This is a genomic window from Saccharothrix coeruleofusca (assembly GCF_014648515.1).
GTDB lineage: Bacteria > Actinomycetota > Actinomycetes > Mycobacteriales > Pseudonocardiaceae > Actinosynnema > Actinosynnema coeruleofuscum.
Map to the genome: position 1 here is coordinate 120,419 of NZ_BMRG01000016.1, position 26,276 is coordinate 146,694.

Genomic DNA, 26,276 nt, shown 5'->3' on the forward strand with positions numbered 1-26,276 from the left:
GGTGATCCGCGTGCTCATCGCCGACGACCAGACCCTGGTGCGCACCGGTTTCCGGCTGATCCTCGACGCCGAGCCCGACATCGAGGTGATCAGCGAGGCGCCGGACGGCGAGGCCGCGGTGCGGCTGGCCAGGCAGCTGCGCCCCGACGTCACGCTGATGGACCTGCGGATGCCGAAGCTGGACGGGCTGCGCGCGACCGAGCTGCTGGCCGGGCCGGACGTGCCCGACCCGCTGAAGGTGGTCGTGGTGACCACCTACGACGTGGACGAGAACGTCTACGCCGCGCTGCTGGCCGGGGCCAGCGGGTTCCTGCTCAAGGACGCCGGGCCGCGACTGCTGGTCGAGGCGGTGCACGCCGCGGCCAAGGGCGAGGCGATGGTCTCGCCGTCGGTGACCGTGCGGCTGCTCGCCCACTTCACCGGCCGCGCGCCGCGGGGCGGGCGGTCCGACATCCCCCTGACCGCGCGGGAAGCCGACGTGGTGCGGGCGGTCGCCAGGGGCCGGACGAATGTGGAGGTCTCGGCCGACCTGGGGATCTCGCTGTCCACGGTCAAGACGCACCTGGCGAGCGTGCAGAACAAGCTGGGCGCCCGCAACCGCACCGAAATCGCCGTCTGGGCCTGGGAGAACCGCCTGGTCACCTGACCGCGCGCACGACCAGCGTGCGCGCCACCAGGTCGCCCAGCCGCTGATGGCGCGGCGTGAGGGCGATGAGCGCGGCGCCCACCAGGCACAGGAAGATGCCGTCCACGGTCATCAGCAGCGACCTCAGCAGGTAGGCGCGCAGCGGCGGCTTCCCGCCCCGCAGGGTGGTGATCCGCAGGCCCAGCCAGCGCATCGCGGGCGTGGCGCCGCCGTGCCGGTGCGGGTACCACACCTCGATCCACACCGAGCCGAGGAACACCGCGGCGATGTAGGTGTAGAGGGGGATGTCGAAGAACAGCCGCGGTGTGCCGCCCAGCTTGACCACGGCGATCCCGACGCCCACGCCCAGCGCCGCGACCAGCAGCGATCCGATGAACAGCAGCAGGCAGTCGAGCGCGTACTGCAGGTACCGGCGCAGCACCACGCCGCCGCCGGTCTCCACGGCATCCGTCACAGCGGTCATCGTCCCACAAGCATGCCTCTGTCCTGTGTGGACTGGTACGACCTCGTGCCGCACGTCGCCGCGAGTGCCGGTGATGAGCACGCGGAAGGCCCACGACCTCCTGGGGTGATCAGGCCGTGGTGCCGGTGACCGAGTCGCCGGACTTGGTGACGTAGTAGGTGACCGTGGTGCCGCTCCAGTAGTGGAACGTGAGCGTCACGCGAGCGCCGTCGTCGACCTCGGCGAAGAACTCGGCCTTCAGCGCCGTGGTCCCGCCGCTGTAGTCCGGCGCGAAGGTGCGGTCGAACTCCTTGAACGAGGTCCAGTCGTGCGGGCCCGCGTTGCTGCCGTCCGCGTACTTGGCCTCCATGGTGGCCAGCAGGTCGCCGCGGAAGTCCGTCGGGACGGCGAAGGACGCCGTGGTCCCGGTGGCGCTCCGCAACACCGGCGGGTCGTAGGTGATGATGTTGATCCGCCACGGCACACCACGGGAGAAGCGCGCCGACAGCACCGCGTTGGTGCCGTAGGCCCGCGCCCCCGCCAGCCTGGTCAGCGCGGCGGCGGTCAGCGTGAGCTGATCGCCCTGGACGGTGTAGTCGGTGCCGCGCGCCAGGTCGGTCGATCCGTGCCGCAGGCCGACGAACGAGGTGCCGTTGAGGTTGAGCGCGATGGTCTTGGCGGTGATCGCGCTCGCGCGGGCGTTGAAGACCTGGTCGGTCGACGCGGTGCCGGAACGCGTGGTCCAGCTGGACTTGATCTGCGCGATCAGCTCCGGGTCGCGCCACTGGAACGACGTGCGGTCGAAGTGCTGGCCGTTGTCCCAGAGCATGGTGGTGAGCAGGCGGGAGCGCGCGTGGTGGCCGAGGTACTCGAAGAACTTCAGCTTCTCGCCCTGCTGGATGGTGCCGGTGTGGCGGTCGAAGCCCAGCAGCCCGTACTCGCCGATGATGACCGGGATGCCGCGGGCGACGAACGTGCTGTGGACGCGGTCGAAGGCGTCGGTCAGGTCCTTGCGCGCCGTGGCGTCGAAGCGCGTGCCGCCCGCGACGTTGACGCTGAAGGGCCAGTAGCCGTAGTAGTGCACGGTCGCGGCCAGGTTGGGGTCGTCCATCGCTTCGATGGTCGACGCGAGCTCGTCGAGCCGCGCCTGGTCGGCGGAGGTGTGCAGGGTCGGCAGCACCAGCAGGCGGGTGGCGTTGACGCCGCCGGAGCGGCGCACGGCGGTGCGGAAGGAGGTGTTGAGCTCCTCCAGCAGCGCCGCGTTCTGCGCGTCGCCGGAGCTGCCGGTGAACTGCGGCTCGTTGACGCTCTCGAACACCAGCTTCGGCGAGGAGTCGCGGAACTCGGCCGCCAGCCGCGTCCAGATCGCGTTGTAGCGGGCGAGCACGCCCGCGCGGTCGGCGGGCATGGCGGAGATCCACTGCCACGAGTCGTGGTGGACGTTGATCATGACGTGGAAGCCGCCCGCCAGTGCCCAGCCGACCACCTCCTTGACGCGGTCGAGGTAGGCCGCCTCGATGGCGTAGTCGGGCGCCCCGCCCTGGTGCTGGCCCCAGGTCACCGGGATGCGGATGCTCCGGAACCCCTGGGCCCGGACATTGGCCAGCAGCTCCCTGGTGATCCGCGGGTTTCCCCACGAGGTCTCGTCCGCGCCGGTGGAGTCCAGCGAGTTGCCCAGGTTCCAACCCGGCTGCATGGCGGCGACCTCGGCCATCGCGTCCCCGGCGAAGGGGTGGCCTGCGGTGGTCGCCGCGGCGCTGTTGGCGGTCACCACGCCCGCGCCCACCAGCAGCGCGGCCGCGCCACCAGCCAGCAGAGCTGTCCACCGGCGGCTGCCGCCCGTTCTCCCGCTCACCCGCGCCATAACGCTCCTCGCGATCACGGCGGCGTTTTCGACGCCACTTCCCGACGATGTTGGCCGCGATCGCGGCAGCCGGGCAAGGGTTTCGACGCGAGCGTTGGGGGAAAGGGAGCTGTTCAGCATTGTTCGACAGCTCTTCGAAAGACGTTCGACGATTGCCCGGTCGAATTCGACCGCACTGTTCGCCGGTCCGCCGCGGCGCAGCGGACCCAGTGCCGCCCGCAGCACCTCCGGCCACTCTCCCCGCCTTCGCGATCAAGCCGGCGGCGGCGCCTCTAGAGTTGTCCACATGAGTCGTTACACGGACCAGGAGGGCCGGACGCTGCGCACGGCCGTCTACGGCGCGATGGTGCTGGTGTCGGTCGCGGAAGAGGGTTCGCTCGACGAGGAGAGCTACGCGGGCGTCAAGGCGATGTCCACTTTGTCGCCCGAACTGCAAGAAGTGATCGGCGCCGAAGCGCCGCGCCTGCCCGCGGGCTCGATGGCCGACGTCGAGCACGGCGTCCTGGCCGCGCTGCGCGACTCGATGGCGATCCTGGGCAGCCGGTCCGCCCAGGAGGCGGACGCGTTCGCCGACGCCGTGCTGGCGATCTGCGCCGAGGTGGCCTCGGCCGACGGAACCGTCGGGCGAGCCGAGCACGCCGCGGTGGGTAGGGTCAGGGCAGCGCTCGGCCGCTGACCGCGCCGGGCCCGCCCACGGGGAGGAGTGCCGTGTCGCCCGCACTGCGCAGACTGGGTTTCCTGACCATCGGCCTGTTCGACGGCGACGACCCCAGGGCTGGTCACGAGGCCACGCTGAAGATCATCGAGCTGGGCGAGCAGCTGGGCTTCGACAGCGCGTGGGTGCGCCACCGACACCTCCAGTACGGCATCTCCTCACCCGTCGCCGTGCTGGCGGCGGCCTCGCAGCGCACCAGCCGCATCCAGCTGGGCACCGCCGTCATCCCGGTGGGCTGGGAGAACCCGCTGCGGCTGGCCGAGGACCTGGCGACGGTGGACGTGCTGTCCGGTGGGCGGCTCAACCCCGGCGTCAGCATCGGAGCACCGATGCACTACGAGCGGGTCAAGGACGCGCTGTACCCGGACACCGCCGAGGTGGAGGACTTCAGCTACGAGCGGGTGCGCAGGCTGCTGGGCTTCGTGCGCGGCGAGCCCGCGACGTCCTTCAGCGGCACCGAGGGCTTCGAGGTCTACTCCGACCGCGTGCAGCCCCACTCCCCCGGCCTGGGCGATCGGATGTGGTACGGCGGCGCGAGCCTGGGCTCGGCGCGGTGGGCAGGCCAGCACGGGATGAACTTCCTGACCAGCAACGTGGTCAAGGCCGAGGAGTCGGAGGACTTCGCCGCCGTCCAGCGCTCGCACGTCGAGGCGTTCCGCGCCCACCACCCCGACGGCGAGCGCGCCCGCGTCTCGCAGGGGCTGGTGGTGGTCCCGACCGACAGCGCCTCGGCCGAGCAGCGCGCCAAGTACGAGGACTACGCGCGCGAGCGGCTGCCGCGCACCGCCACGCCGCAGGGCCCGGCTCGGCTGATGTTCGCGCCGGACCTGGTCGGCACGTCGGCCGAGATCGCCGACCGGCTGCACGCCGATCCCGCGTTCCAACTGGTCGACGAGGTGGCGTTCGCGCTGCCGTTCACCTTCGCGCACGAGGACTACGTGCAGATCCTCACCGACATGGCCACCCGGCTCGGCCCCGCCCTGGGGTGGTCCCCGGCCGCCTGATCCCTCACCCCGAGGCAGCGGCGACTCCCGCCGACCGGTCCGCGCGCAGGACCACCGCGTCGCCGACGGCGACGCGCCCCGGCGACACGACCGACGCGTACACGCCCAGCGTCATGCCGTGCTCACGGGCGATCCGGCGCAGCACACCCGGATCGCGCCGCGCGGTCACCGGGTCGACGCCCACCACCGCGCAGCGCCGGTCCGGCCGGTCCACCCTGATCACGGCCGCGCCGATGGTCAGCACCGAGCCCACCCACGCGTCCTCGGCGAACCCGCCCGCCGCCTCGACCAGCACGTTGGGCCGGAACCGGAGGACGTCGGGCGCCCCGACCCCCGCCGCGCTGCCCGTGCTCAGCAGCGACAGGGGCGCCGCGTCGAACACGCCCCGGTCCAGCTTCACCGGCCGCGCGCCCAGCGCCTCGGCCAGCACCGGGGACAGCACGTCGTGCTCGTCCCCGGACGGCGTGCGCACCACCACCGGCGACCGGTCGGCGTCCCGCGGGTCGAGCAGTCGGGGGCGGTGCAGGACCAGGTCGGGCCGCTGGCGCAAGGTCAGCCAGGGGAAGCCGCTGCCCCGCGCGTCGTCGCGGACGAACCCCCACCTGCGGTCGCCGCCGATCCCGTGCCACGACACGTCGGCCCGCTCCAGCGCCTCGCCCGCCATGGACTTGACCGGGTAGCGGTGCAGCGCGACGACTCGACCGACCACTGCGGACGACACAGCGCCTCCTCGGGTGGAGGCGCCCTTGGTGCTCACGACGTAGACCGAGCGTGGCGGAATCGCTTCCGTCGCAGCGCCTCTCGGCCCGTGGCCGGATCGTGGCACACGTCGCGGGAGCGGGCAAACCGACGCCCGCACCGCCGTTTGCCGCTTCGGCAACGAAACTTGGCCCCTCCTGCCCGGTGTCGCAGCATCGCAACCCCCACTTGCGAGGAGCAGCAGCATGAAGATCGACCTGTCCGGATCGTCCGCCCTGGTGACCGGGGCGACCGCGGGCATCGGCCGGGCCACCGCGCTCGCGCTGGCCGAACTCGGCGCACGAGTCGTGGTGCACGGCCGCGACCCCGAACGCGGCGCCGACACCGTCGCCCGCATCGCGGCCGTGGGCGGGCGGGCCCGGTTCGTCACCGCCGACCTCTCCGACGCCGACGCCGTGCGCGGGCTGGCCGCCGACGCGGGCGAGGTCGACATCCTGGTCAACAACGCGGCGGTGTTCCAGTTCACCACGACCCCGGACACCGACACCGCCACCTTCGACCTCCACGTCGAGGTGAACCTGCGCGCACCGTTCCTGCTGGTGCAGGCCCTGGTTCCGGCGATGGTCCGGCGCGGGCGCGGCGCCGTGGTCAACGTCAGCAGCGGAGCGGCCACGGTGCCGGGCCCCGGCGGGGGCGTCTACGGCGGCACGAAGGCCGCGCTGGAACTGCTGACCAAGTCCTGGGCCGCCGAGTTCGGCCCCCGCGGCGTCCGGGTCAACGCGGTCGCCGCGGGGCCGACCCGCACCGAGGGCACCGCCGCGTTCGGCGCGGGGTTCGAGGAGGTGGGCAGGTTCACGGCGCTGGGACGGCTCGCCGAACCCGAGGAGATCGCCGCCGCCGTCACCTTCCTCGCCTCCCCCGCGGCGGGCTACGTCAACGGCGCGGTGCTCCAGGCCATCGGCGGGATGCCCGCCACGGGCGGCTGACCGGGATCACGCGCCCTCGTAGTCCACCTTGTCGTGGAAGCTCCACCGCACTCCCACGCGGATCGCGCCGTCCCAGGCGGCGGCGTAGGGCCACTGGGTCATGCCGCGCATCTCGATCACCCTGCGGTCGAGGCGGTACGCGCCCGAATCGTGCTGACCGGGCAGGCTGTGCACGTACTGCGCGGTGTTCGTCGGCAGGACGAGGACGCCGGTCGCGGTGCCGTAGTAGTCGTCGGCCATCCCGCCGATGATCCCGGAGATCACGATCGCGGCCGCGGCGGCGACCCAGGCGACCACGAACGCGGCGGTGGAGCCCACCAGGCCCGCGATCCAGGAGGCGACGTCGATGCCCGCGTTGACCAACTGCTGGGCGTTCTTCTCGAGGTACTCGTCCAGCTTCTCCTCCAGGTACTCGCGGATGATCCCGTCGATCTCGGGCGTGAGCACCTCCTGGGACAGCTCGGCCATGTCGGCCTGCCACCGGCCGATCGCGTCACCGCTGTCCTCCTCCAGCACCGAGACCACCAGCAGGTAGGTGCGCGGCCAGTTGGGCGCGACCGGGAACCCCAGCGCGAAGTCCTCGTGGACGTGCAGCGCCTTCGACGGCGGCTTGGCGTCGGGGTCGATCGTCACCGACGTGGCGAACTCGGCCTGGGTGGTGCCCTTGGGGCTGCTCAGGGGGCGGATCTCCTGGACGAAGCCCATGAGGTGGAACTCCTCGTCGCCCACCTCGTCCTGCTCGGCCGCCACCTCCAGCGAGTCGAGGTGGCAGGTCAGTCCGGTGTAGACCGCCACCGGCCCGGTGAACTCCGGCGGTGGTCCGCCCGCGACCGCGCTGTGGGTGATGGTGACCGGTTTCGACGCCGGGCCGACCGGCTCGGCCGGGACCTTCTTGCCCGCCATCCCCTCGACGTAGGAGGGCAGCACCACCGGATCGCTGTACGGGGTGACCCGCACGACGTACTTCTGGGGCGCCTGGGGCGGGGTGGCGGGCAGGTACTGGCCCAGGTCGATGGACCAGGTCGACCCCGGCACTCCGGCCAGGCCCTTGCCCAGGTGGACTTCCACACCTCCCGGCTGCACGTGGTAGAGGTCCCAGCGCCCGTGCTCGGCGCCCGCTTCCCCGGTGCCCCAGTGGAACTGGAGCACGGCGGGGGCGGCCAGCACGATCTCGGTCCACGTCCACGAGGCGTCCCCGTTGGAGGTGCCGCCCTTGACCCACGTCTTGGGCGCGGTCCCGAGGGTTTCCGGCGTCGTGGACAGGTGGCCGGTGATGTCCTGCGCGATCTCGACGGCGTGGCTGTCCAGGTGCGCCCGCACCGCGCTCTTCAGCAGCGCGCCCAGCTCCGGGTGCAGCCCCGCGCTGCCCGCCCACTCCTCCAGCCGGTCGGTGTGCGGGCCGAAGACGTCGCGGAGCTGGTCGGGTGTTCCGGCGAGGAGCCGGTCGGCCCGGCGACGCACCGCCGCGCGACGGTCCTCAGCCAAACGCGAGTACGCCTCGCGCACCAGGGCGGCGATGCTCCCGGCCTGCGTCGGGCGGTCCACCCCGGCCGCCGCCGCGACGGTGGCGCGGTTCAGCGTCCCCGCGAATGCGGCGGCGAATTCGCGCTGCTCCCGGAACACCGGTCCGGTCGGGTCCAGCGGGCCGTGAGGAGGGGTTCGCGTGCTGGTGATGCGTCGCGCGGGCGACCTGGTCATCTGTCCTCCGCTTCCGTGTTCTCCCGGTCGTCGCCGACCGGGCTGCGCGGAGCGTATGGACGATTCCGGAATGGCGGCACGTCCGGAGGGGAAGGCGAATGGGCGGACGGCGGAAAAGGTGGTGGACGCCCGATCGCTTCCCGCACGGGGGCGGACAGCGGCCGACACGGCCGGGCAATTTTCCGCGAGCGGGAGGTGGATTCCGCCGCTGCGCGGGTACACGGGGCGTTCAAGGCACCGACGAGCCGTGGAGGAGGCCACAGTGGAACGCGGCAGCGCGCAACACGGCCCGATGATGGACGACCAGCTCAAGCAGGAGGTCGAGAACGAGCTGCGCGGAGGCGGCCCCAGCCGCGCCGAGGAGTGGCGTGACCCGGAGATGCCCGACGCCGAGGAGGCCGAGGAACTCGGCCTCAACGGGCCGCGGCGCGCCGATCCCTCCGCCGAGTAGCCGTCACCGCGGAAATCGCGCCACCGAGCAGCGGTCCTGCCCGATTCCCGTCGGGCAGGACCGCCCGGTTTCCGCGAATTGCGCGTTCGAAACACCGCGAATTGCGGATTCGCGAAACCCCGGTAGTAGGCGGCGACGTCCGGGAGTGGGTCGGGTGGTACTTGCCCGCGTCAGGCGGGTTCGGGTTTGGTCGCCGGTTCCGGTGGTTCGGCGGTGGCCCGCTCCTCGGTGTCGTGGTCGATGACCTCGCCCAGGTAGCGCAGCACGACCGCCGCGGCGGCCACCACCGGGACGGCCAGGAACGCGCCGGCGATGCCGTAGAGGCTGCTGCCCGCGGTGACGCCGAGCAGCACGACAGCGGCGTGCAGGCGCAGGCTTCGGGACTGCAGGACGGGCTGGAGCACGTTGCCCTCCACCTGCTGCACCACCACGACGATCACCAGCATGATGACCGCGGCGGTCAGGCCGTTGCTGACCAGTGCCACCAGCACGGCCAGCGCGCCCGCCACGAACGCGCCGACGATCGGCACGAAGCCGCCGAGGAAGGTCAGCGCCGCCAGCGGCACGGCCAGCGGAACCCCCAGCACGACCAGGCCCAGACCGATGAGCACCGCGTCGACCAGGCTCACGATCGCCTGGGTGCGGATGAAGTCGCCCAGGGTGGTCCACACCCGCTCCAGCACCACGGTCACGTGCTTGCCCGCGCGCTCGCCGATGACCCCGCGCAGCCAGGGCGCGAACCGCGGCCCGTCCTTGACGAACAGGAACGCCAGCAGCAGGGCGAGGATGCCGGTGACGATGCCGGAGGTGACCGTGCCCACGCCGGTGAGCAGCCCGTTGGCGATCGACCCGACGCTGGCCTGCAGCTGGTCGGTGCCCTGCTGCAGCAGCTGGTCCAACTGGCTGTCGCCGAGGTTGAGCGGCGGTCCGGCCATCCACTCGCGAGCCTGCTGGAGGGCGCGGGTGGCGCTCTCGGCGATCTCCGGCACACCGGAGGCGATCGAGGTGGAGATCAGCGCCAGCACACCGCCGAGCACGCCCAGCCCGGCCAGCAGCACGGCGGTCGCGGCCAACGCGGGTGGCAGTCCCCGCGCGCGCAGCCAGCGGGCGGGCGGCCACAGCACGGTGGTGATCAGCAGCGCCAGCAGCACCGGCATCACCACGACCCAGAGCTTGCCGATCAGCCACCACACGATGACGAAGCCGACCGCGGCCAGCGCCAGGCGCGTGCTCCAGCGCGCCAACCAGCTCACCCCGTGCCCGATGGCCTCCCCACGATCGGTCCAGCGGCGGTTCCCAGCACTCACGTCTGCCCGTCCCTCCACCGCGACGCGCCGCGCGCCGCCTGTGGGGATCAGCCTGCCAGAACAACCGCCCGCGCACGGGACGTGAGCGGGCGCGTCAGCCGAGGTCCCTGCCGAAGCGCAGCTTCCAGGGCATGGCCGCGGATTCGAGCTGGACCTTCAGCGTCATCTTCGACACGCCCTCGGCGCGCTCCTCGAAGGTGATCGGCACCTCGGCGATCGGGAGGCCGAGCTTGGCCGCGCGGTAGTTCATCTCCACCTGGAACGCGTAGCCGTTGCTGCGCACCGACTGGACGTCGATCCGGCGCAGGGTCTGCGCCCGCCACGCCTTGAACCCCGCTGTCGCGTCCTTGACGCCCAGCCGCAGGATGGTGTCGACGTAGAAGTTCGCCCACAGCGACAGCGCCCGGCGGTGCCACGCCCACTCCCCCGCCGCGGAGCCGCCCGGCACGTAGCGGGAGCCGAGCACCACCGCGGCGTCGGTGGTCAGCAGCGTGTCGACCATGACGGGAATGGTCCCCGCCGGGTGGGACAGGTCGGCGTCCATCTGCACGACGATGTCCGCGCCCTCGTCCAGCGCCCGGCTGATGCCCTCGACGTAGGCTCGGCCCAGACCGTCCTTCTCCACGCGGTGCAGCACGCCCACCAACCCCGGCGACGCCGCGGCCAGCTCGTCGGCCACCGCGCCGGTGCCGTCGGGCGAGTCGTCGTCGACCACCAGCACGCGCAGGTCCAGCGGCAGGGCGAGCAACTGCTCCACGAGCTTGGGCAGGTTGTCCCGCTCGTTGTAGGTCGGGACGACGACCGTGACCTTCGGCGAGTTCTCTTCCACTGTCATTCCTTAGGTTACGGTGTACTCGGCGACCCACGGTAGCTCAACGAGCCGGGGCAGTTGACCGAGGGCGTCCGTCCAAACAGCACTGACGTGATCCGTTGCGCATTCCCTTGGAGGAAGCCATGTCCCTGCCACTGCCACTGCCACACGGCATCGGCAGGCCCGCCACCGGAGCGCTGACGCTGCGGGGGTGGACCACCCTGGAACAGCTCACCGAGGTCACCGAGCGGGAACTGCTGGCACTGCACGGAGTTGGCCCCAAGGCCGTGCGGGTGCTGCGCGAGACGATGGCCGAGCACGGCCTCTCCTTCGCCCCGGACCGCCGCTAGTTCCGAGTTCCGCCGCGTACCGCTGTTCACCACGACGCCCGCCTACGAGGACGAGCACGGACCCGTGATCGGGGGCATCCACGGACCTGTTGCGGCACAGACGGTTTTCGCGGGGCGCGGACGGGGCGGTCCCCTGCTCGACGGCAACGGGACCGCCCCGGTGTCCAACGGCTTGCCGCACCACGACTTGCTGACGCTGCCGCCCGCCGTCGCAAGCGCTCGGCTCACGGTGCGCGAATGTTCGGTTCGGGGTGCCTGGAGGTTCGACTCGCGGGGGCGTCAGCGCACGACGAGGACGATCTTCCCCGTGGTGCGGCCGGTCTCCGCCTGGGCGTGGGCCTTGGCGGCTTCGGCGAGCGGGAAGCTCGCCTCGATGTGAACGCGGAGCTTGCCCTGCTCGACGAGTTCGGCGATGGCACGCATCCCCGCGTGGTCGGCCTCGACGAGCATCCCCTCGAACCGGACGCCCAGTTCGGCTGCCTTCCGCACATCGGCGTCGTCGTCGCCCGCCAGGATCGAGACCAGGACGCCGCCCTTGCGCAGCACATCCAGGGAGCGGGTGCGCACTTCACCGGCGAGGGTGTCCAGGACCACGTCGACCTCGCCGACGGCCTCCGCGAAGTCCGTGGTCCGGTAGTCGATCAGCTCGTCGGCGCCGAGTTCGCGCAGCAGCTCGTGCTTGCCCTCGCTGGCCGTGCCGATGACGTGCGCGCCGCGCGCCTTGGCGATCTGCACGGCCAGGTGGCCGACCCCGCCCGCGGCGGCGTGGATCAGCACCCGCTGGCCCGGCTGGACGTCCGCGGTGTCGACCAGCGCCTGGTAGGCGGTGAGCGCGGCCAGGGGCAGGGCACCCGCCTGCACGTGGTCGACGTTCGCGGGCTTGCGGGCGAAGGACCGGGCGGTGGCCTTGGCGTACTCGGCGTACGCGCCCGCGGCGTGCGGGTAGGGCAACATGCCGAACACCTCGTCACCCGGCTTGAACAGGGTGACTCCGCGGCCGACCTCCTCGACGACCCCGGAGACGTCCCACCCGAGGACCGGCACGGGCTCGCTCAGCCACGGGAAGCCCCCGCGGTGCTTCCAGTCGGTCGGGTTGACGCCCGCGGCGTGGACGCGGACGACGATCTCGCTGAGGCCGGGAACGGGGCGCGGCCGTTCGACCTCCCGGAGCACTTCGGGACCGCCGAAGGCGTCCTGGCTGATGGCGCGCATGGTGTTGCTCTCACTCATGGTCACCAGCCTGCCGAGCGTCCGTGATCACGGCAACGGAATCGCGCCGTGACTCGCGCCCATCGCGTCGCCGTCCTCGCCCTCGACGGGGTGTACCCGTTCGAACTCGGCACCAGGCCTGCCGGCAGCCCGCAGTCGCGTTGGAAGTCGCAGGCCCGACCGGAGATGTACCGCCTCCCGTGAAGCGGCGTTCAGAGACCGTCGACCAGCACCAGCGCTTGGTCGTCGTGCCGCTTGGCGCGCGGCCAGCGCACGCCGCCGGGGTCGGTGGCCTCCGCTTCGCGGACCACGTCGAGCACCGCCCGCGGGCCACGGGAACGGGCGAGGTCGAGCGCTTCCGGCCACGTCAGCAGCCCGTAGTCGGTCACACCGCAGGACACCCCGTCGGTGGCGAGCAGCAGCGCACCGACCTCCTCACGCGGCCAGCTGGCCCGGCTGGCGTGCCGCGCGGCCTCCGGGTCGGCCTCGGCCACCCAGAAGCCGTCCGGGGTGTTGCGGTAGGTCGCCGTCCTGGTCATGCCCTCGCGCAGGGCCTCCAGGTGAGCCTGGTCGTAGCCGCCGCCGGTGCGCAGCCGCTCGCGGAAGGTGTGCGGGGAGCGCGGCAGCCTGCTCAGGTGCTCGTCGACCAGCACCTGGTAACCGCGCGGGCCGAACGCCGCGATCGGGCTGTCGGCCAGCACCAGGGCGTCCACCCGGTCCGGCGTCCAGCGCGCCACGGCCACCGTGCTCGACGGCGACCGGCCCGGCACCAGCCCCTCGGCCTCGACCACCGCCCGGATCGCCTCGGCCAGCAGGTCGGCCAGGTCGGCTTCGGGGGCGGCGCGCAGCAACTCGCCCAGCCGGTGCGCGAGCACGCCCGCGTACCAGCCGCCGCTGGGCAGGCCGGGGGTCAGGTTGGTCGCCCCGTCCAGCACCGCGACCGCGTTGTCGAGCACCACGACGTGGTCCTCGGTGGGCCGCTCCCGCCCCGTCACCCCGACACCGGCCTGCTCGGCCACGCGGATCTCGACCACGAACGCATCGTAGGTGCTTGCCGGTCCGGCGGCGGGAACCGGTGAGCCGGGTCTGTTCCACGACTCCGGCGCGCTCGATGCCGGAAGCGGCTCGGTGGTCGGGGTGAGCGCGCACCGCACTCCCCCGACCACCTGAGCGACCCTCACCCGCCGAGGACGTCCAGGTAGTGCTGGTTGAACATCACGCCGAGGACGTTGCCGAACGGGTCGACCACGGAGGCGGTGACGAAGCCCGGTCCGCGCTCGACCGGCTCGTCGTGCACCGCGGCGCCCAGTGACAGCAGCCGCTGGAAAGCGGCCCGGACGTCGTCCACGTGCCAGTAGGCGATCGCCCCGCCCGGCTTCCCCGCCCCGCCGTGCGGGGCGAACCGGCTGTCGACGATGCCGAACTCGTGCTGGTAGTCGCCGACGCGGAACTCGACGTACGCGGGCGGTCCCTCGACCGGGCGGGCGAAGTACGCCTCGACGCCGAACACCTCGGCGTACCAGTCCCGCGCGGCCGCGACGTCGTCGGCGAAGAAGCTGACGTTGGCGAGTCCTCGCATCACGGTGATCCCCTCTCCTCGGTGGTCGAGACCCATCTTCCGAGCCAAAGCGCTCACCTCCTGAGCACTTTTCCGGCGAAACTGGGCGCATGCGCGCTGATCGGCTCGTCGCCGCCCTCCTGCTCCTCCAGGCCAGGGGCCGGGTGACCGCCGCCGACCTGGCCGTCGAACTGGAGGTGTCGTTGGCCACCGCTCGACGCGACCTGGAGGCGCTGTCCGCGGCGGGCATCCCGGTGTACCCGCAGCCGGGACGCGGCGGCGGGTGGTCGCTGGTCGGCGGCGCCCGCACCGACCTCAGCGGCCTGTCGGCGACCGAGGCCCAGTCGCTGTTCCTGCTCGTGGGGCCCGCGGCGGCCGGGTCCGCCGAAGCCAGGGCCGCGCTGCGCAAGCTCGTGCGCGCGCTGCCGCCGACCTTCCGCGCCGACGCCGAGGCGGCCGCGGGCGCGACGGTGGTCGACCCGGCCCGGTGGGGCGAGCGCGAGCGGCACCGGCCGGGGGTGGTCGACCTGCTGCGCACCGCAGTGGTGCGCGGACGGCAAGTCCGACTGCGCTACCGGGACGGGACCGAGGAGCGGCTGGTGGACCCGTGGGGACTGGTGGACAAGGACGACACCTGGTACCTGCTGGCGGGCACCGAGCGCGGGCGGCGCACCTTCCGCGTCGACCGGATCACCTCGGCGGAGCTGACCGAGCGGCCCGCCCCGCGCCCGGACGACTTCGCACTGGCCGAGGCGTGGCGGCAGGTCGTCGGTGAGGTGGAGCGGCTGCGTTCGCGCACTTGGGCGACGGTGCTCGTGGATACGCGGTTCGTCCCGGTGCTGCGCGACCAGTTCGGCAGGCACTGCGAGACCGGGGAGGAGGTCGGGGAGCGCACCCGCGTCCGCCTCGGCGCGCCGACGCCGTTGGACATCGCCCGCCACCTCGCGGGCTGGGGAGCCCTGATCGAGGTGGTGGAGCCGCCGTCGGTGCGGGAGGAGTTGGCGCGCATAGGGGCCGAGCTCACCGCCCGCTACGCGGGCTCTGGCCGGTGAGCGGTCGGTGATCGCTGCCCGAGCACTCGGTTCGCGGCTTCGCGATGTTCGCCCCAGTTAGGGGGCGAATGACCCTCTGTGAGCGGCTGCGCCACAAAACGTGACTCATGTCACCCATTAGCGTGAAGGCTTGTCCCCGTTGGGCGCTCTTGGTTACGTTCGCCGCCGCAGATCACGGAACGGTCACCGGACGGACACGCGCACGCCTACTCCGGCGGGGGCCGATCGCTCACGCGGGAGGCTGTTCGTTGGCTCGGCACAGGAGGGCGCACGATACCGGGGCGCCCGTGGTCGTTCCCGTCCTCGAAGGACCTCCAGGAGCCCACCGCGCCGAATCCGAGCGTGCTCCCCTCGGCCGCCGCGTGTCGGTGGTCGCCATGGCGCTGGGCGTGGTGACCGGCGCGGGCGGCGCGGCCGCGTACGCGGTCAGCGGCGCCACCTTCACCCCGGTCGCGGGCGGCGCGGACTTCGGCGGCCTGCCCGACCCGAAGGCGCCCCCGGCCACCGACAAGATCCAGACCGTGCACGCCGTGGATGTCGGCGGCGAGGCCGCCCGCCTGCTGCGCCACGAGCAGCTGGTGGCCCGCCAGGCGGTGCAGCAGGCCAGCGAGGCGGCCAGGTCGGGCTACGAGGCGCGGAAGAAGGCCGAGGCCGAGCGGATCGCCGCCGAGATCGAGGCGCGCAAGCCCGCCAAGCAGCGGCAGGTCGAGGCGTGGATCAAGGAGGCCATCAGGGTCCTCCAGGCCAACGGCACGCCGGTCACCAACGACGACGTCCAGGCCATCTGGACGGTGATCGAGAAGGAGTCCGGCGGCAACCCCAACGCCGTCAACAACTGGGACTCCAACGCCGTGCGCGGCACCCCGTCCAAGGGCCTGATGCAGGTCATCGACCCGACCTTCCAGGCCTACAAGCTCCCCGGCTACGACGACATCATGCGGCCGGTGGACAACATCATCGCGGGTGTCCGCTACACCTACGCCCGCTACGGCGGCTTCCACGCGCACCCCGGCCTCGTCGGGATCAGCGCGGGCACCGGCTACCAGGGGTACTGACCGGCGGTGGTCCCCGGCACGCGGCGCGGCGCGGGACACGGCATCCTGGTCCGGCACGCATCCGACGAGTTCCACGAGGACGTGACGGGATGACCCGAGCCGCCACCGACCCACCGCACGGGACCGTTCACGCGCCGTGAGCCCGAAGTGGTACGAGGAGGGCGAGGAGCCGGACTACCGGTTCACCCTCGCCAACGAGCGGACTTTCCTGGCCTGGCTGCGCACCGCACTGGCCCTGCTGGCCGGTGCGGTGGCGCTGACCCAACTGGTCCCCGCCTTCTCGGTGACGGGCCTGCGCACCGCCCTGGCGGTGCTGCTGGCGGTCACCGGCACCGCGCTGGCCGCGTTCGCCTACCGCCGGTGGGCACGGGTGCAGCGGGCGATGCGGCACGGCGAACCGCTGCCGATGACGTGGCTGCCGTTCGTCATCGGCTGGATCGCCGCCGTGGCGGGTGTGGTCGTGGTGGTCGCGCTGCTGCCGCACGTCCGGTGAGCGACCGCGGGTTGCAGCGCGAGCGCACCGCGCTGGCGTGGCAGCGCACGGCGCTGTCGGCCGCCGTGGCGGCGTTGCTGTTGCTGCGCAGGGGGATCACCCGTGACGCGCCCCTGGACGTGGTCGCCGGGGCGCTGCTGGTCGGCGTGCTCGCGCTGGCGGCCGTGGCCTCGCGCGTGCGGCCCGCGGGCTCGGCGCGGTGGTTCCTGCGGCTCAGCGCGGGCGCGGTGGTCGCCGCCGGGGCGTTGACCACCGCGCGACTGCTGCTGTGACCGGTCAGCGCCAGGACTTCCAGTACCAGGTCTGGTTCTGCCCACCGTTGCAGGGCCACGCGCCGACTTCGTAGCTCATCGAGCCGTTGGGGTACTCCTGGTCGAGGCACCAGCCGCTGGCCTCGTTGACCAGCGTCGCGTAGTTGTCGCGGGGCCGGTAGTCGATCCGCCAGCGCTGGTTCGCACCCCCGTTGCACGGGTAGGCGCCCACTCCGGTGGTCGCCGAGCCGTGGGGGTACTCCTGGTCCAGGCACCAGCCGCTCATCCGGTCGACCACCACGGCGGTGTCCACCCCCACCCAGCGCGGCGACCAGCGCTGGTTGTCGCCGTTGTTGCAGTCGTGGGCGTTGACGGCCGTGGTGGCGACGCCACCGGGGTAGGCCTGGTCCAGGCACTTGAACGACTGGCGGTTGACCAGCATCGGGTCGGTCCCGGCACCGGGGGCCAAGCCGAGGTCGATGTGCCAGTTGTCGTGGTTGGCCGCCTCGACGCGGAACGGCGGGGTGGACGCCGGGACACCGGTCGCGTGCGAGTCGTCGGAGAACAGCCCACCGCCGATCGCGGTGGGGCTGTAACCCTCGGGGACGGTGGGGACCACCCGGTAGGTGCCCGCGGGCAGGTCGCTGAAGCCGTAGTACCCCCCTGGGTTGTCGGACTGGCTGGTCGCCGTCCGGTCGACCCGTTCCCCGGAGTCGCCGCGGCCGATCAGCGCGACCGCGGTGGCGATACCCGCCTCCGCCTCGGCCCGACGTCCGTCGCGGTCGGCGTCGTCCCACACGAACCCGGTCACCGCGCTGCCGAGCATCCCGAAGTGGCCCGCCTTGGACACCGGGGACGCTTCGTCCACCGCGGTCCGCACGGTGGTCGCCGTGGTGGGCCGGTACCCCCTGGCGTCGACCGACAGCTCGTACTCGCCGAAGGGCAGCCCGGTGAGGTGGAACTCGCCGCGCTCGTCGGTGGTGATCCGGCGGGTCTGCCCGGTGGTCAGGTGGACCACCGTGACCGGGGCCCCGGCCCGCACGGGCTCCCACGCCTCGCGGCCGCCGTCGTCGACGTGGTCGAACCACACCGCGCCCAGCAGTTCACCGGTTCCGGCGTGCGCGGGCGCGGTGCCCGCGAGCACCAGCCCGGCCGCGAGCACCGCGGCGGACGCGCGTCTGACCACTGTCGACATCTCGGGCGACATCTCGGGTTCTCCCCCCATGAGCACTGCGCTGGAGCTGAGCGCTGACCGGGGAGGAGGGTAGCCCCCGCGTCAGCGCCACTCCCCGGCGATACTGGACCGCGTGACGACGAAGCGGCCCCGGCTGGAGATCGAGTACTGCACGCAGTGCCGGTGGCTGCTGCGCGCCGGGTGGACCGCGCAGGAGCTGCTGACGACGTTCACCACCGAGCTGGGCGAGGTCGCGCTCGTCCCCGGCACCGGTGGCGTCTTCGACATCCGGGTGGACGGCGAGGTGATCTGGTCGCGCGAGGAGCGCGGCGGCTTCCCCGAGCTGGCCGCGCTCAAGCGGTTGGTGCGCGACCGCATCGCCCCCGACCGGGACCTCGGGCACAGCGACCGGCGCTGAGCGCGCCCGCCACGCCCGAGGCGGGCGGCGGACCGGGGCCCACCTATCCTGGACGCCACGTCCAGCGGGGGAGGCACCAGCAGTGCGATACGTGGCCATCGGCGACAGCTTCACCGAGGGGGTCGGCGACGAACTGCCCGACGGCTCGCCCCGAGGCTGGGCGGACCTGGTCGCGGCGGGGCTGGCGAGCGCGCTGGGGCAGACCGTGCAGTACGCCAACCTCGCCATCCGGGGCAGGCTGCTCGAACCCATCGTCACCGAGCAGCTCGACGCGGCGCTGGCGCTGTCCCCCGCGCCGACGCTGATCTCGCTCAACGGCGGTGGCAACGACATGATGCGCCCCGGCATGGACGAGCGGCAGCTGGTGGCGCTGACCGAGCGGGCGGTGCGGCGGTGCGCCGACGCGGGTGTGCGGCTGCTGCTGCTCAGCGGCGCCGACCCCTCGGCCAGGCTGCCGTTCGGGCGCACCGTGCACCGCCGGGGCGCCGCGCTGACCAAGGCGGTCGCCGAGCTGGCGGACCGCCACGACCTGCTGTTCGTGGACATGTTCAACGACGTCGAGATCCGGCGGGCCGCCTACTGGTCGCCGGACCGGCTGCACCTCAACGCCGCGGGCCACCAGCGGGTCGCCTCGCGGGTGCTCGACGCCCTCGGGCACCCCACGACCGCGCACGCCATCGCCCCCGGACCGGTCGACCGGCGCACGCTGTCCGCCGAGGCCCGGTACTACCGCGAGCACGTGCTGCCCTGGCTGACCCGCAGGCTGCGCCGCCGCTCGTCGGGGGACGGCCGGACGGGCAAGCACGTCACCTGGACGCCGGTCGAGGCCCTGCCGCGGGTCTGAGCCCTCCGCTCGCGGCTGCCGCACCGCGGACCTAATCCTCGTCCTCCGCCAACCACGGTGGCCGGAACTCGCCCGTGCGAGGTCCCACCAGCCGCCGCATCAGGTCCCGGACCTCCGCCTCGCTCCGCGCGGCCTCGGCCATCAGGTCCCGCCAGTAGTTCGCCACCTGGCGCAGGTAGTCCTGCCAGCCGACGTCCCCGCTGTCGAAGTCCCGCAGGTCGATCAGGCGCTGGTTGTCGGCCAGCGCGCCCTCGCCGATCTTGTCGTGCTTCATGCCGTAGGCGCTGGACTCGGGATTCGCGGTCTTCTCGGAGGAGAACATGTCGTGCTTGTAGCCGATCGCGTTCTCACCCCACGGCTTCGTGGTCTCCAACCCGAACTGCATGTCGCCGTCGTGGTCCAGCCCCGGCGGTTTGAAGTGGATGAACAGGTGGCCGTGGGCGCCGTCCGGCTTGATCACGTCACCCTCGTGGTGCATCTCCCCCCAGCCGCCCAGCGCCAGGTTGAGGCCGTAGAGCCGGGAACCGTCCGGGGACAGGTGCGCCTTGTCCAGCAACTGCTTGACGATGTTGCGCGCCCCGATGAGGGTACCGCCCTGCTCCTCGAAGGCGCCGAGGGTGCCGTCGGCCCGGTTCTTGCCGATCTTCTGGTCGTGCGTGCCGTACAAGCGGCGCTCCTTGGGGTTCACGTCCTTCCCCGAACCGCCCGGCTCCATCACGCCCACCCACTCGGGCAGGGCGAACTTGTTCTCGTCCCTGGCTTTGAGCTGGGGGATGCGGACGGTGACCCGGCCACCGTGCGCCAGCGCCCTGGCCACGTCCCCTTCGATGTAGTCCACGTGCGCGCCCTGCTCCTTGTTGTAGACCTTCAGGCCGTTCTGCATGAGCAGGAAGATGCGGCCCAGGACCTCCTGCGAGCGCTTGACCCTGTCGGCGTGGGACGGCTTGCTGCCCGGCAGCGGCGCGTTGGGCACCAGCGTTCTCACGAAGGCGTCGCTGATCTGGGTGTTCTGCTCCGTCGTGACACGTTCGCGCTCCTCCGCGCTCAACCCGGCGGGGTGGCGCAGGCGCAGCGACCTGCCCAGGACGTAGGCGGGGGACCTGCGCACCTTCTCGGGCTGCCCCGGCGTGCCGTGGGTGTCCCACGCGATGGTCGCGACCAGCAGCCGCTTGCCCGCCCCCTGGTGCAGCCAGCCGCTGTAGTCCTCGGCGGCGTAGTAGGCCCGCGCGGCGTCGTAGCCGCCCACTTCGACGGTGTCGAGCCACTGCGGGTCGCAGCGGCGGATCGCGCTCAGCTCGCTGTCGCTGAACAGCGGTCCGTTCTTGACCCGCGCCCGCAGCGCTTCGCGGATGCGGTGGTCGGCGACGAACCCGGACTCGTTCGCACCGATCAGCGACCGGGTCAGCGCCGTCCGCGCCCGCGTCTGATCGAGCCGGTCCGGGGGCTCACCGCCCTCGGCGACCCGCTGGACGAACCGGGTGGCGGCCAGGTTGCCCGCGCTGCGCTGCAGGTCGAGCAGCCTGGCGGCGGTCGGGCCCGCGGACGGCGACGAGCCAGGGTCGTCCCGGTCCGGCGACCTGCGGACCGGTGTCCGCGGGGGCCGTTCCCCCTCACCCGCGCGGTCCTGCCTCGAATGCACCGGCACCACCCTCCCGGTCGTCGCGGTCCCCCGGTCCGACGCTAGGACCGCGCGGCCGCGCGGGCAGCGGCGGTGGGGGCAGCGTCGGGGCGGACCGGTTGCCCTCCCGCACCGCTCGGCCCGCCCGCGTCCTCAACCGGGCAACGGACCGCCGCTGGATACGATGTGGGGTCGACGAGGGCCGGACAGAGAGGAAGAACGTGGAAACGCTCGAGTTCCAGTCAGAGGCGCGTCAGCTGCTCCAGCTGATGATCCACTCGATCTACTCGAACAAGGACACGTTCCTGCGCGAACTGGTGTCCAACGCCTCCGACGCGCTGGACAAGCTCAGGCTGGAGACCTTCCGCGACAAGGACCTGACCGCGGACACCTCCGACCTGCACATCGCCATCGACGTCGACCGCGAGCAGCGCACCCTGACCGTGCGCGACAACGGCATCGGCATGACCCGCGACGAGGTGATCGGGCTGATCGGCACCATCGCCAAGTCCGGCACCGCGGAGTTCCTGCGCAAGCTGCGGGAGTCCCAGGACGCGGCGGGCTCGCAGGACCTCATCGGCCAGTTCGGCATCGGCTTCTACTCCACGTTCATGGTCGCCGACCGGGTCACCCTGGTGACCAGGCACCCGCGCTCGGCCGAGGGCGTGCGGTGGGAGTCCACCGGCGAGAGCACCTACACCATCGAGGACGTCGCCGACGCGCCGCAGGGCACCTCGGTCACCCTGCACCTCAAGCCCGCCGACGCCGAGGACAACCTCCCCGACTACACCTCGACGGCGAAGATCACCGAGATCGTCAAGCGCTACGCCGACTTCATCACCTGGCCGATCAGGCTGCTGCCCGAGCGGGGCGAGGACGGCGAGCCGAAGACGGTCAACTCCCGCAAGGCGCTGTGGGCCCGGCCCTCCAGCGAGGTCACCGAGGACGAGTACGCCGAGTTCTACCGGCACGTCAGCCACGACTGGAACAAGCCGCTGGAAACCATCCGGATGCAGGCGGAGGGGACCTTCGAGTACCAGGCGCTGCTGTTCATCCCCTCCCAGGCGCCGATCGACCTGTTCATGCGGGACGCCAAGCGCGGTGTGCAGCTCTACGTCAAGCGCGTCTTCATCATGGACGATTGCGAAGAGCTGATGCCGGAGTACCTGCGCTTCGTCAAGGGCGTGGTGGACGCGCAGGACCTGTCGCTGAACGTGTCGCGGGAGATCCTCCAGCAGGACCGCCAGATCCAGCTGATGCGCCGCAGGCTGGTGAAGAAGGTGCTGTCCACGGTCAAGACCATGATGACCGAGCGCCCGGAGGACTACGCGACGTTCTGGCGCGAGTTCGGCCGCGCGGTCAAGGAGGGTCTGCTCAACGACGTCGAGAACCGCGACGCGATCCTCGCCGTGTGCTCGTTCCACTCCACTCACGACGCCGAGGGGCAGACCACGCTCGCGCAGTACGTGGAGCGGATGAAGCAGGACCAGCAGCACATCTACTACATGACCGGCGAGTCGCGCGTCGCCGTGGAGAACTCGCCGCACCTGGAGGCGCTGCGCGCCAAGGGTTACGAGGTGCTGGTGCTGACCGACCCGGTGGACGAGATGTGGGTCGACGCGGTGCCGGAGTTCGACGGCAAGCAGTTCCAGTCGGTCGCCAAGGGCCAGGTCGACCTGGAGACCGAGGAGGAGAAGGCGCAGGCGCAGGAACGCGAGAAGGACTTCGCCGACCTGCTGGCGTGGATGACCACGGCGCTGGAGGAGAAGGTCAAGCAGGTGCGGCTGTCCTCCCGGCTGACCACCTCCCCCGCCTGCGTGGTCGGCGACGCCCACGACCTGACCCCGACGCTGGAGAAGATGTACCGCGCGATGGGGCAGGAGCTCCCGCCGGTCAAGCGCATCCTGGAGCTGAACCCGACCCACCCGCTGGTGACCGGGCTGCACAAGGCCTTCACCGAGCGCGAGGACCGCGCCGGGCTGGCCGAGACCGTCGAACTGCTGCACGGCATGGCACTGCTGGCCGAGGGCGGCGAACTGGCCGACCCGTCCCGGTTCGTGCGGGTGCTGTCGGAGCACCTGCAGCGCTCGCTCTGACTTCGGGACCGCGTGGAGCCCTCGCCTGCCATGAGGGCTCCACGCCGGACTCTTCCTGTGATCTGGCGCATGTTGAGATTACCTGACATCTGGTCGGAAAATTCCCGCCCGATCGACTCCTCGGGTATACACCTCGGGTGAACAGGGCGGGGACGCCGACCACAGTGGAGCGTCGTCCCCGCCTCCGGTTCTCGTCCGAGGGGGCTTTCGCGGCATGAGCTTCTGGGAGTTCGTGGCCGACCGGTGGGACCGGTTGCTCGCCGAATCCCTGCTGCACCTCAGCGCCGTGGTGCAGTGCACGCTGCTGGCCGCGCTGATCGGCGTGGCGATCGGCCTGGTGGTCTACCGCAGTCCGCTGGGCTCGGCCGCCGCGACCGCGTTGACCAGCGCGATCCTGACCATCCCGTCGTTCGCGCTGCTGGGTCTGCTGATCCCGGTGCTGGGCTTGGGCGCGCCGCCGACGGTGGTCGCGCTGGTGCTCTACGGACTGCTGCCGATCGTGCGCAACACCATCGTGGGACTGGGCGGGGTCGACGCCGCGGTGCGCGACGCCGCGCGCGGTGTGGGCATGAGCAGGCTCGGCGTGCTGACCAGGGTCGAGCTGCGGCTGGCCTGGCCCGCGATCCTGACCGGGATGCGGGTGGCCGCGCAGATGCTGATGGGCATCGCCGCGATCGCCGCCTACGCCCGCGGCCCCGGCCTGGGCGTGGAGATCTTCGCGGGCCTGACCAGGGCGGGCAGCGCCAACGCCACCAACCAGGCGATCGCCGGGACGCTCGGCGTCGTCGTCCTCGCGCTGGCCCTGGACGGGGTCTTCGCGCTGATCGGCCGCTACACCATCGCTAGGGGGATCCGTGGCCAGTGAGATCGAGCTCGTCGACGTGACCAAGCACTACCCCGGCGCCCCCGCGCCCGCGGTGGAGTCGGTGAGCATGACCATCCCGGCGGGCGAGACCGTGGTGTTCGTCGGTCCGTCCGGCTGCGGCAAGACCACCACCATGCGGATGATCAACCGGCTGATCGAGCCGACGTCGGGCCGCATCACCATCGACGGCGAGGACACCCGGTCGCTGGACCCCGACCGGCTGCGCCGCGGCATCGGCTACGCCATCCAGCAGGCCGGGCTGTTCCCGCACATGACGGTCGGGCAGAACGTGGCGACCGTGCCCGGCCTGCTGGGCTGGAGCCGCGCCAAGGTGGCCGAGCGGGTCGACGAGATGCTCGACCTGGTCGGGCTGGACCCGGCCGAACACCGCGACCGCTACCCGCGCCAGCTCTCCGGCGGGCAGCAGCAGCGGGTCGGCGTGGCCCGCGCGCTGGCCGCGGACCCGCCGGTGCTGCTGATGGACGAACCGTTCGGCGCGGTCGACCCGATCACCCGCGGCAACCTCCAGGACGAGCTGATGCGGCTGCAGGCCGAGCTGCGCAAGACGATCGTGTTCGTCACGCACGACTTCGACGAGGCGGTCAAGCTCGGCGACCGGATCGCCGTGCTCGGCGACCGGTCGCGGGTGCTGCAGTACGACACGCCGGAGGCGATCCTGGCCAACCCGGCCGACGACACCGTGGCGGGCTTCGTCGGCGCGGGCGCCTCGCTCAAGCAGCTGACGCTGCTGCGGGTGCGGGAGGTCGAACTCGGCCAGGTGACGACCGCGTCGGTGACCGACGACGCCGCCGAGCTGGAGCGCAAGCTCGCCGGGGCCCGGCGCGGGTTCGCACTGCTGCTCGACGCGCGCGGCAGGCCGGTGAGCTGGGTGCACGCGCGCAACCCCCGGCAGCCGCGCCCGGTCGGCGACTCGGTCTCGCTGCGCTCGACGCTGCGCGACGCCTTGGAGGCCATCCTCACCGAGGGCGGCACCGCGGTCGTCACCGGCGGCCGCGGCGAGTACGTCGGCGTGGTCGAGATCGGCACCGTCATGGCGGCCGTGCAGCAGCTGCGCGAGGAGCACACGGGGGTGGCGGGGTGACCGCGGCGGTGACCCGGCGGGACCGCGCCGACCGGCTCCGGCTGCTGGCCCAGCCCATCGCCGTGGTCGTGCTCGTCGGCGGGGTGCTGGCCTGGGCGTTCAGCACCGACCTCGACTCGATCGAGGCGCAGAGCATCAACGCCTCGACCCTGCTGTCGGTCACCTGGGACCACCTGCTGATCAGCTTCGCGGTGACCGGGCTGGTGCTGGTGGTGGCCGTGCCGCTGGGGGTGCTGCTGACCCGGCGCTGGGCCCGCCGCGCGGCACCGGTGTTCCTCGGCATCGCCACGATCGGCCAGGCATCCCCCGCCATCGGCGTGCTGGTGCTGTTCTTCCTGGCCTCGGGCATGGAGGGGATGTGGGCGGCGGTGCTGCCGATCGCCTTCTACACGCTGCTGCCGGTGCTGCGCAACACCGTGGTGGGCCTGCAGGGCGTGGACCCGGCGCTGGTCGACGCCGGGCGCGGCATCGGCATGTCCAGCGCGGCCGTGCTGCGCCGCGTCGAGCTGCCGCTGGCCGTGCCGATGATCCTGGCCGGGCTGCGCACCGCGCTGGTGCACGCGGTCGGCGTGGCGACCCTGGCGGTGTTCGTCAACGGCGGCGGGCTCGGCCTGCTCATCGACACCGGTTACAAGCTCGCGCGAGTGCCCGTGCTGGTCACCGGCGCGGTGCTGGCCGTGGGCCTGGCGCTGCTGGTGGACTGGCTGGGCGCGGTCGCCGAGACCTACCTGGGACCGAAGGGGCTGCGATGAGCGCACGTCTTCGGCGGCGGCTGGCCGCGCTCGGCGCCGCCGCCTGCTGCCTGCTGGCCTCGGGCTGCGGCCTGGAGAGCTCGTTCGCGCTGCCGTTCGAGGTGGCGCCCGGCTCCATCGGGCCGGTCCCGGAGCTGGCCGGGGTGGAGATCTCGGTGGGGTCCAAGGACTTCACCGAGAACCAGGTCCTGGGCTACCTCGCCGAGGTGGCGCTGTCCGCCGCCGGGGCCGAGGTCCGGGACATGACCAACATCCAGGGCTCCATGAGCTCCCGCCAGGCGCTGCTCACCGACGACATCGACCTGTCGTGGGACTACACCGGCACGGGCTGGATCAGCTACCTGGGCAACACCGACCCGATCCCCGAGGAGCGCGCCCAGTACGAGGCCGTGCGCGACGCCGACCTGGCCCGCAACGGCCTGGTGTGGCTGGACTACTCGGCGGTGAACAACACCTACGCCTTCGCCGTCACCAGGGCCTTCGCCGAGGCCAACGGCCTGCGCACCACCTCGGACATGGTGCGGCTGGTCCAGCAGGACCCGAGCAAGGGCGTGTTCTGCCTGGAGACGGAGTTCGCCAGCCGCAACGACGGCTTCCCCGGCGTGGCGCGGGCCTACGGGTTCGACACCGGGGCCGCGCAGGTGAAGACCTTCGGCATCGGCACCATCTACACCGCGACCGCGCAGGGGCTGTGCAACTTCGGCGAGGTGTTCACCACCGACGGCCGGATCGTCGCCCTGGACCTGGTGGTGCTGGAGGACGACCGGAAGTTCTTCCCCCAGTACAACGCCGCGATCGTGCTGCGCCAAGACTTCC

The 26,276-nt window shown here is 72.2% G+C and carries 28 protein-coding genes; 17 read left to right on the forward strand and 11 right to left on the reverse strand.

Annotated features, from left to right (window positions below; all coding sequences use genetic code 11):
* Position 1 precedes the first annotated feature (1 nt).
* A complete protein-coding gene (locus IEZ00_RS28745) occupies positions 2–646 on the forward strand; it encodes a response regulator (RefSeq protein WP_209618151.1) in 645 nt (214 codons plus the stop codon).
* On the opposite strand, the gene IEZ00_RS28750 is transcribed toward IEZ00_RS28745, so the two are convergent.
* Positions 639–1,100 (reverse strand): RDD family protein, encoded by a 462-nt coding sequence (locus IEZ00_RS28750; RefSeq protein WP_189226485.1) that lies wholly within the window; start codon positions 1,098–1,100, stop codon positions 639–641. The two genes, IEZ00_RS28745 and IEZ00_RS28750, sit on opposite strands and share 8 nt — an antisense overlap.
* Before the next feature lie 118 nt (positions 1,101–1,218).
* The gene (locus IEZ00_RS28755; RefSeq protein ID WP_229796176.1) at positions 1,219–2,943 is read right to left on the reverse strand and encodes a cellulase family glycosylhydrolase; all 1,725 of its coding nucleotides are present in this window, start codon (positions 2,941–2,943) and stop codon (positions 1,219–1,221) included.
* Positions 2,944–3,238: 295 nt separating this feature from the next.
* Here IEZ00_RS28755 and IEZ00_RS28760 point away from each other — a divergent pair, with 295 nt between their 5' ends.
* Positions 3,239–3,628 carry a TerB family tellurite resistance protein gene (locus IEZ00_RS28760; protein WP_189226487.1) on the forward strand — a complete coding sequence of 130 codons (390 nt, stop codon included), beginning with the start codon at positions 3,239–3,241 and terminating at the stop codon, positions 3,626–3,628.
* Between the two features lie 32 nt (positions 3,629–3,660).
* Positions 3,661–4,671: an LLM class flavin-dependent oxidoreductase gene (locus IEZ00_RS28765; RefSeq protein WP_209618145.1), complete on the forward strand. Its 1,011-nt coding sequence runs from the start codon at positions 3,661–3,663 to the stop codon at positions 4,669–4,671.
* A 4-nt stretch (positions 4,672–4,675) separates the two neighbouring features.
* Here IEZ00_RS28765 and IEZ00_RS28770 read toward each other — a convergent pair whose 3' ends face one another.
* Positions 4,676–5,392: an MOSC domain-containing protein gene (locus IEZ00_RS28770; RefSeq protein ID WP_229796177.1), complete on the reverse strand. Its 717-nt coding sequence runs from the start codon at positions 5,390–5,392 to the stop codon at positions 4,676–4,678.
* A 223-nt stretch (positions 5,393–5,615) separates the two neighbouring features.
* Here IEZ00_RS28770 and IEZ00_RS28775 point away from each other — a divergent pair, with 223 nt between their 5' ends.
* A complete protein-coding gene (locus tag IEZ00_RS28775) occupies positions 5,616–6,356 on the forward strand; it encodes an SDR family NAD(P)-dependent oxidoreductase (RefSeq protein ID WP_189226489.1) in 741 nt (246 codons plus the stop codon).
* Between the two features lie 6 nt (positions 6,357–6,362).
* On the opposite strand, the gene IEZ00_RS28780 is transcribed toward IEZ00_RS28775, so the two are convergent.
* Complete coding sequence (locus IEZ00_RS28780; protein WP_189226490.1) at positions 6,363–8,054, reverse strand: hypothetical protein; 1,692 nt, start codon at positions 8,052–8,054, stop codon at positions 6,363–6,365.
* Between the two features lie 262 nt (positions 8,055–8,316).
* On the opposite strand from IEZ00_RS28780, the gene IEZ00_RS28785 reads away from it, so the two are divergent.
* Positions 8,317–8,505, forward strand: coding sequence for a hypothetical protein (locus IEZ00_RS28785; protein WP_189226491.1), 189 nt, complete (start codon positions 8,317–8,319; stop codon positions 8,503–8,505).
* Positions 8,506–8,675: 170 nt separating this feature from the next.
* Here IEZ00_RS28785 and IEZ00_RS28790 read toward each other — a convergent pair whose 3' ends face one another.
* Complete coding sequence (locus IEZ00_RS28790; RefSeq protein WP_189226492.1) at positions 8,676–9,812, reverse strand: AI-2E family transporter; 1,137 nt, start codon at positions 9,810–9,812, stop codon at positions 8,676–8,678.
* Between the two features lie 94 nt (positions 9,813–9,906).
* Complete coding sequence (locus IEZ00_RS28795) at positions 9,907–10,647, reverse strand: polyprenol monophosphomannose synthase (protein WP_244989557.1); 741 nt, start codon at positions 10,645–10,647, stop codon at positions 9,907–9,909.
* 119 nt (positions 10,648–10,766) lie between these two features.
* On the opposite strand from IEZ00_RS28795, the gene IEZ00_RS28800 reads away from it, so the two are divergent.
* Positions 10,767–10,973 carry a helix-hairpin-helix domain-containing protein gene (locus IEZ00_RS28800; RefSeq protein WP_189226494.1) on the forward strand — a complete coding sequence of 69 codons (207 nt, stop codon included), beginning with the start codon at positions 10,767–10,769 and terminating at the stop codon, positions 10,971–10,973.
* Positions 10,974–11,252: 279 nt separating this feature from the next.
* Here the strand turns inward: IEZ00_RS28800 and IEZ00_RS28805 are convergent, their stop codons facing one another.
* The 3 genes from IEZ00_RS28805 to IEZ00_RS28815 all read right to left on the reverse strand — a co-directional run bounded on the left by IEZ00_RS28805 (position 11,253) and on the right by IEZ00_RS28815 (position 13,764).
* Positions 11,253–12,185 (reverse strand): NADP-dependent oxidoreductase, encoded by a 933-nt coding sequence (locus IEZ00_RS28805; RefSeq protein WP_189226541.1) that lies wholly within the window; start codon positions 12,183–12,185, stop codon positions 11,253–11,255.
* Positions 12,186–12,394: 209 nt separating this feature from the next.
* On the reverse strand, positions 12,395–13,216 hold the full coding sequence (locus tag IEZ00_RS28810; protein WP_189226495.1) for a protein phosphatase 2C domain-containing protein: 822 nt from the start codon (positions 13,214–13,216) through the stop codon (positions 12,395–12,397).
* A 143-nt stretch (positions 13,217–13,359) separates the two neighbouring features.
* Positions 13,360–13,764 (reverse strand): VOC family protein, encoded by a 405-nt coding sequence (locus tag IEZ00_RS28815; RefSeq protein ID WP_189226496.1) that lies wholly within the window; start codon positions 13,762–13,764, stop codon positions 13,360–13,362.
* 86 nt (positions 13,765–13,850) lie between these two features.
* Between IEZ00_RS28815 and IEZ00_RS28820 the strand changes: the two genes are divergently transcribed.
* From IEZ00_RS28820 to IEZ00_RS28835, 4 genes are all read left to right on the forward strand, one after another.
* Complete coding sequence (locus tag IEZ00_RS28820; protein WP_189226497.1) at positions 13,851–14,792, forward strand: helix-turn-helix transcriptional regulator; 942 nt, start codon at positions 13,851–13,853, stop codon at positions 14,790–14,792.
* 362 nt (positions 14,793–15,154) lie between these two features.
* Positions 15,155–15,847 carry a transglycosylase SLT domain-containing protein gene (locus IEZ00_RS28825; RefSeq protein WP_306344705.1) on the forward strand — a complete coding sequence of 231 codons (693 nt, stop codon included), beginning with the start codon at positions 15,155–15,157 and terminating at the stop codon, positions 15,845–15,847.
* Positions 15,848–15,983: 136 nt separating this feature from the next.
* Positions 15,984–16,340: a YidH family protein gene (locus tag IEZ00_RS28830; RefSeq protein ID WP_189226498.1), complete on the forward strand. Its 357-nt coding sequence runs from the start codon at positions 15,984–15,986 to the stop codon at positions 16,338–16,340.
* Positions 16,337–16,612, forward strand: coding sequence for a DUF202 domain-containing protein (locus tag IEZ00_RS28835; RefSeq protein ID WP_189226499.1), 276 nt, complete (start codon positions 16,337–16,339; stop codon positions 16,610–16,612). Before IEZ00_RS28830 ends, IEZ00_RS28835 begins: the two co-directional genes overlap by 4 nt.
* A 4-nt stretch (positions 16,613–16,616) precedes the next feature.
* On the opposite strand, the gene IEZ00_RS28840 is transcribed toward IEZ00_RS28835, so the two are convergent.
* Complete coding sequence (locus IEZ00_RS28840) at positions 16,617–17,777, reverse strand: SdrD B-like domain-containing protein (RefSeq protein WP_189226500.1); 1,161 nt, start codon at positions 17,775–17,777, stop codon at positions 16,617–16,619.
* Positions 17,778–17,898: 121 nt separating this feature from the next.
* Here IEZ00_RS28840 and IEZ00_RS28845 point away from each other — a divergent pair, with 121 nt between their 5' ends.
* Positions 17,899–18,183: an Rdx family protein gene (locus tag IEZ00_RS28845; protein WP_189226501.1), complete on the forward strand. Its 285-nt coding sequence runs from the start codon at positions 17,899–17,901 to the stop codon at positions 18,181–18,183.
* Positions 18,184–18,265: 82 nt separating this feature from the next.
* Positions 18,266–19,027 (forward strand): SGNH/GDSL hydrolase family protein, encoded by a 762-nt coding sequence (locus IEZ00_RS28850; RefSeq protein ID WP_189226502.1) that lies wholly within the window; start codon positions 18,266–18,268, stop codon positions 19,025–19,027.
* A 31-nt stretch (positions 19,028–19,058) separates the two neighbouring features.
* Here the strand turns inward: IEZ00_RS28850 and IEZ00_RS28855 are convergent, their stop codons facing one another.
* Positions 19,059–20,666, reverse strand: coding sequence for a hypothetical protein (locus IEZ00_RS28855; protein ID WP_189226503.1), 1,608 nt, complete (start codon positions 20,664–20,666; stop codon positions 19,059–19,061).
* Between the two features lie 200 nt (positions 20,667–20,866).
* Here IEZ00_RS28855 and htpG point away from each other — a divergent pair, with 200 nt between their 5' ends.
* The 5 genes from htpG to IEZ00_RS28880 all read left to right on the forward strand — a co-directional run.
* On the forward strand, positions 20,867–22,741 hold the full coding sequence (htpG, locus tag IEZ00_RS28860) for a molecular chaperone HtpG (RefSeq protein WP_189226504.1): 1,875 nt from the start codon (positions 20,867–20,869) through the stop codon (positions 22,739–22,741).
* A gap of 214 nt (positions 22,742–22,955) precedes the next feature.
* Complete coding sequence (locus tag IEZ00_RS28865; protein ID WP_189226505.1) at positions 22,956–23,606, forward strand: ABC transporter permease; 651 nt, start codon at positions 22,956–22,958, stop codon at positions 23,604–23,606.
* Complete coding sequence (locus IEZ00_RS28870; protein ID WP_189226506.1) at positions 23,596–24,708, forward strand: ABC transporter ATP-binding protein; 1,113 nt, start codon at positions 23,596–23,598, stop codon at positions 24,706–24,708. Before IEZ00_RS28865 ends, IEZ00_RS28870 begins: the two co-directional genes overlap by 11 nt.
* Positions 24,705–25,460 (forward strand): ABC transporter permease, encoded by a 756-nt coding sequence (locus IEZ00_RS28875; RefSeq protein WP_189226507.1) that lies wholly within the window; start codon positions 24,705–24,707, stop codon positions 25,458–25,460. Before IEZ00_RS28870 ends, IEZ00_RS28875 begins: the two co-directional genes overlap by 4 nt.
* The coding region (locus tag IEZ00_RS28880) for a glycine betaine ABC transporter substrate-binding protein (protein WP_229796178.1) at positions 25,457–26,276 on the forward strand (820 nt) is incomplete at its 3' end. The genes IEZ00_RS28875 and IEZ00_RS28880, both read left to right, overlap by 4 nt.

Bases quoted from the DNA above. Each gene is read 5' to 3' on its own strand.
- IEZ00_RS28805 (WP_189226541.1), bottom strand. From the start codon at position 12,185: ATGCGCGCCATCAGCCAGGACGCCTTCGGCGGTCCCGAAGTGCTCCGG.
- IEZ00_RS28865 (WP_189226505.1), top strand. From the start codon at position 22,956: ATGAGCTTCTGGGAGTTCGTGGCCGACCGGTGGGACCGGTTGCTCGCC.
- IEZ00_RS28760 (WP_189226487.1), top strand. From the start codon at position 3,239: ATGAGTCGTTACACGGACCAGGAGGGCCGGACGCTGCGCACGGCCGTC.
- IEZ00_RS28775 (WP_189226489.1), top strand. From the start codon at position 5,616: ATGAAGATCGACCTGTCCGGATCGTCCGCCCTGGTGACCGGGGCGACC.
- IEZ00_RS28820 (WP_189226497.1), top strand. From the start codon at position 13,851: ATGCGCGCTGATCGGCTCGTCGCCGCCCTCCTGCTCCTCCAGGCCAGG.
- IEZ00_RS28800 (WP_189226494.1), top strand. From the start codon at position 10,767: ATGTCCCTGCCACTGCCACTGCCACACGGCATCGGCAGGCCCGCCACC.
- IEZ00_RS28780 (WP_189226490.1), bottom strand. From the start codon at position 8,054: ATGACCAGGTCGCCCGCGCGACGCATCACCAGCACGCGAACCCCTCCT.
- IEZ00_RS28795 (WP_244989557.1), bottom strand. From the start codon at position 10,647: ATGACAGTGGAAGAGAACTCGCCGAAGGTCACGGTCGTCGTCCCGACC.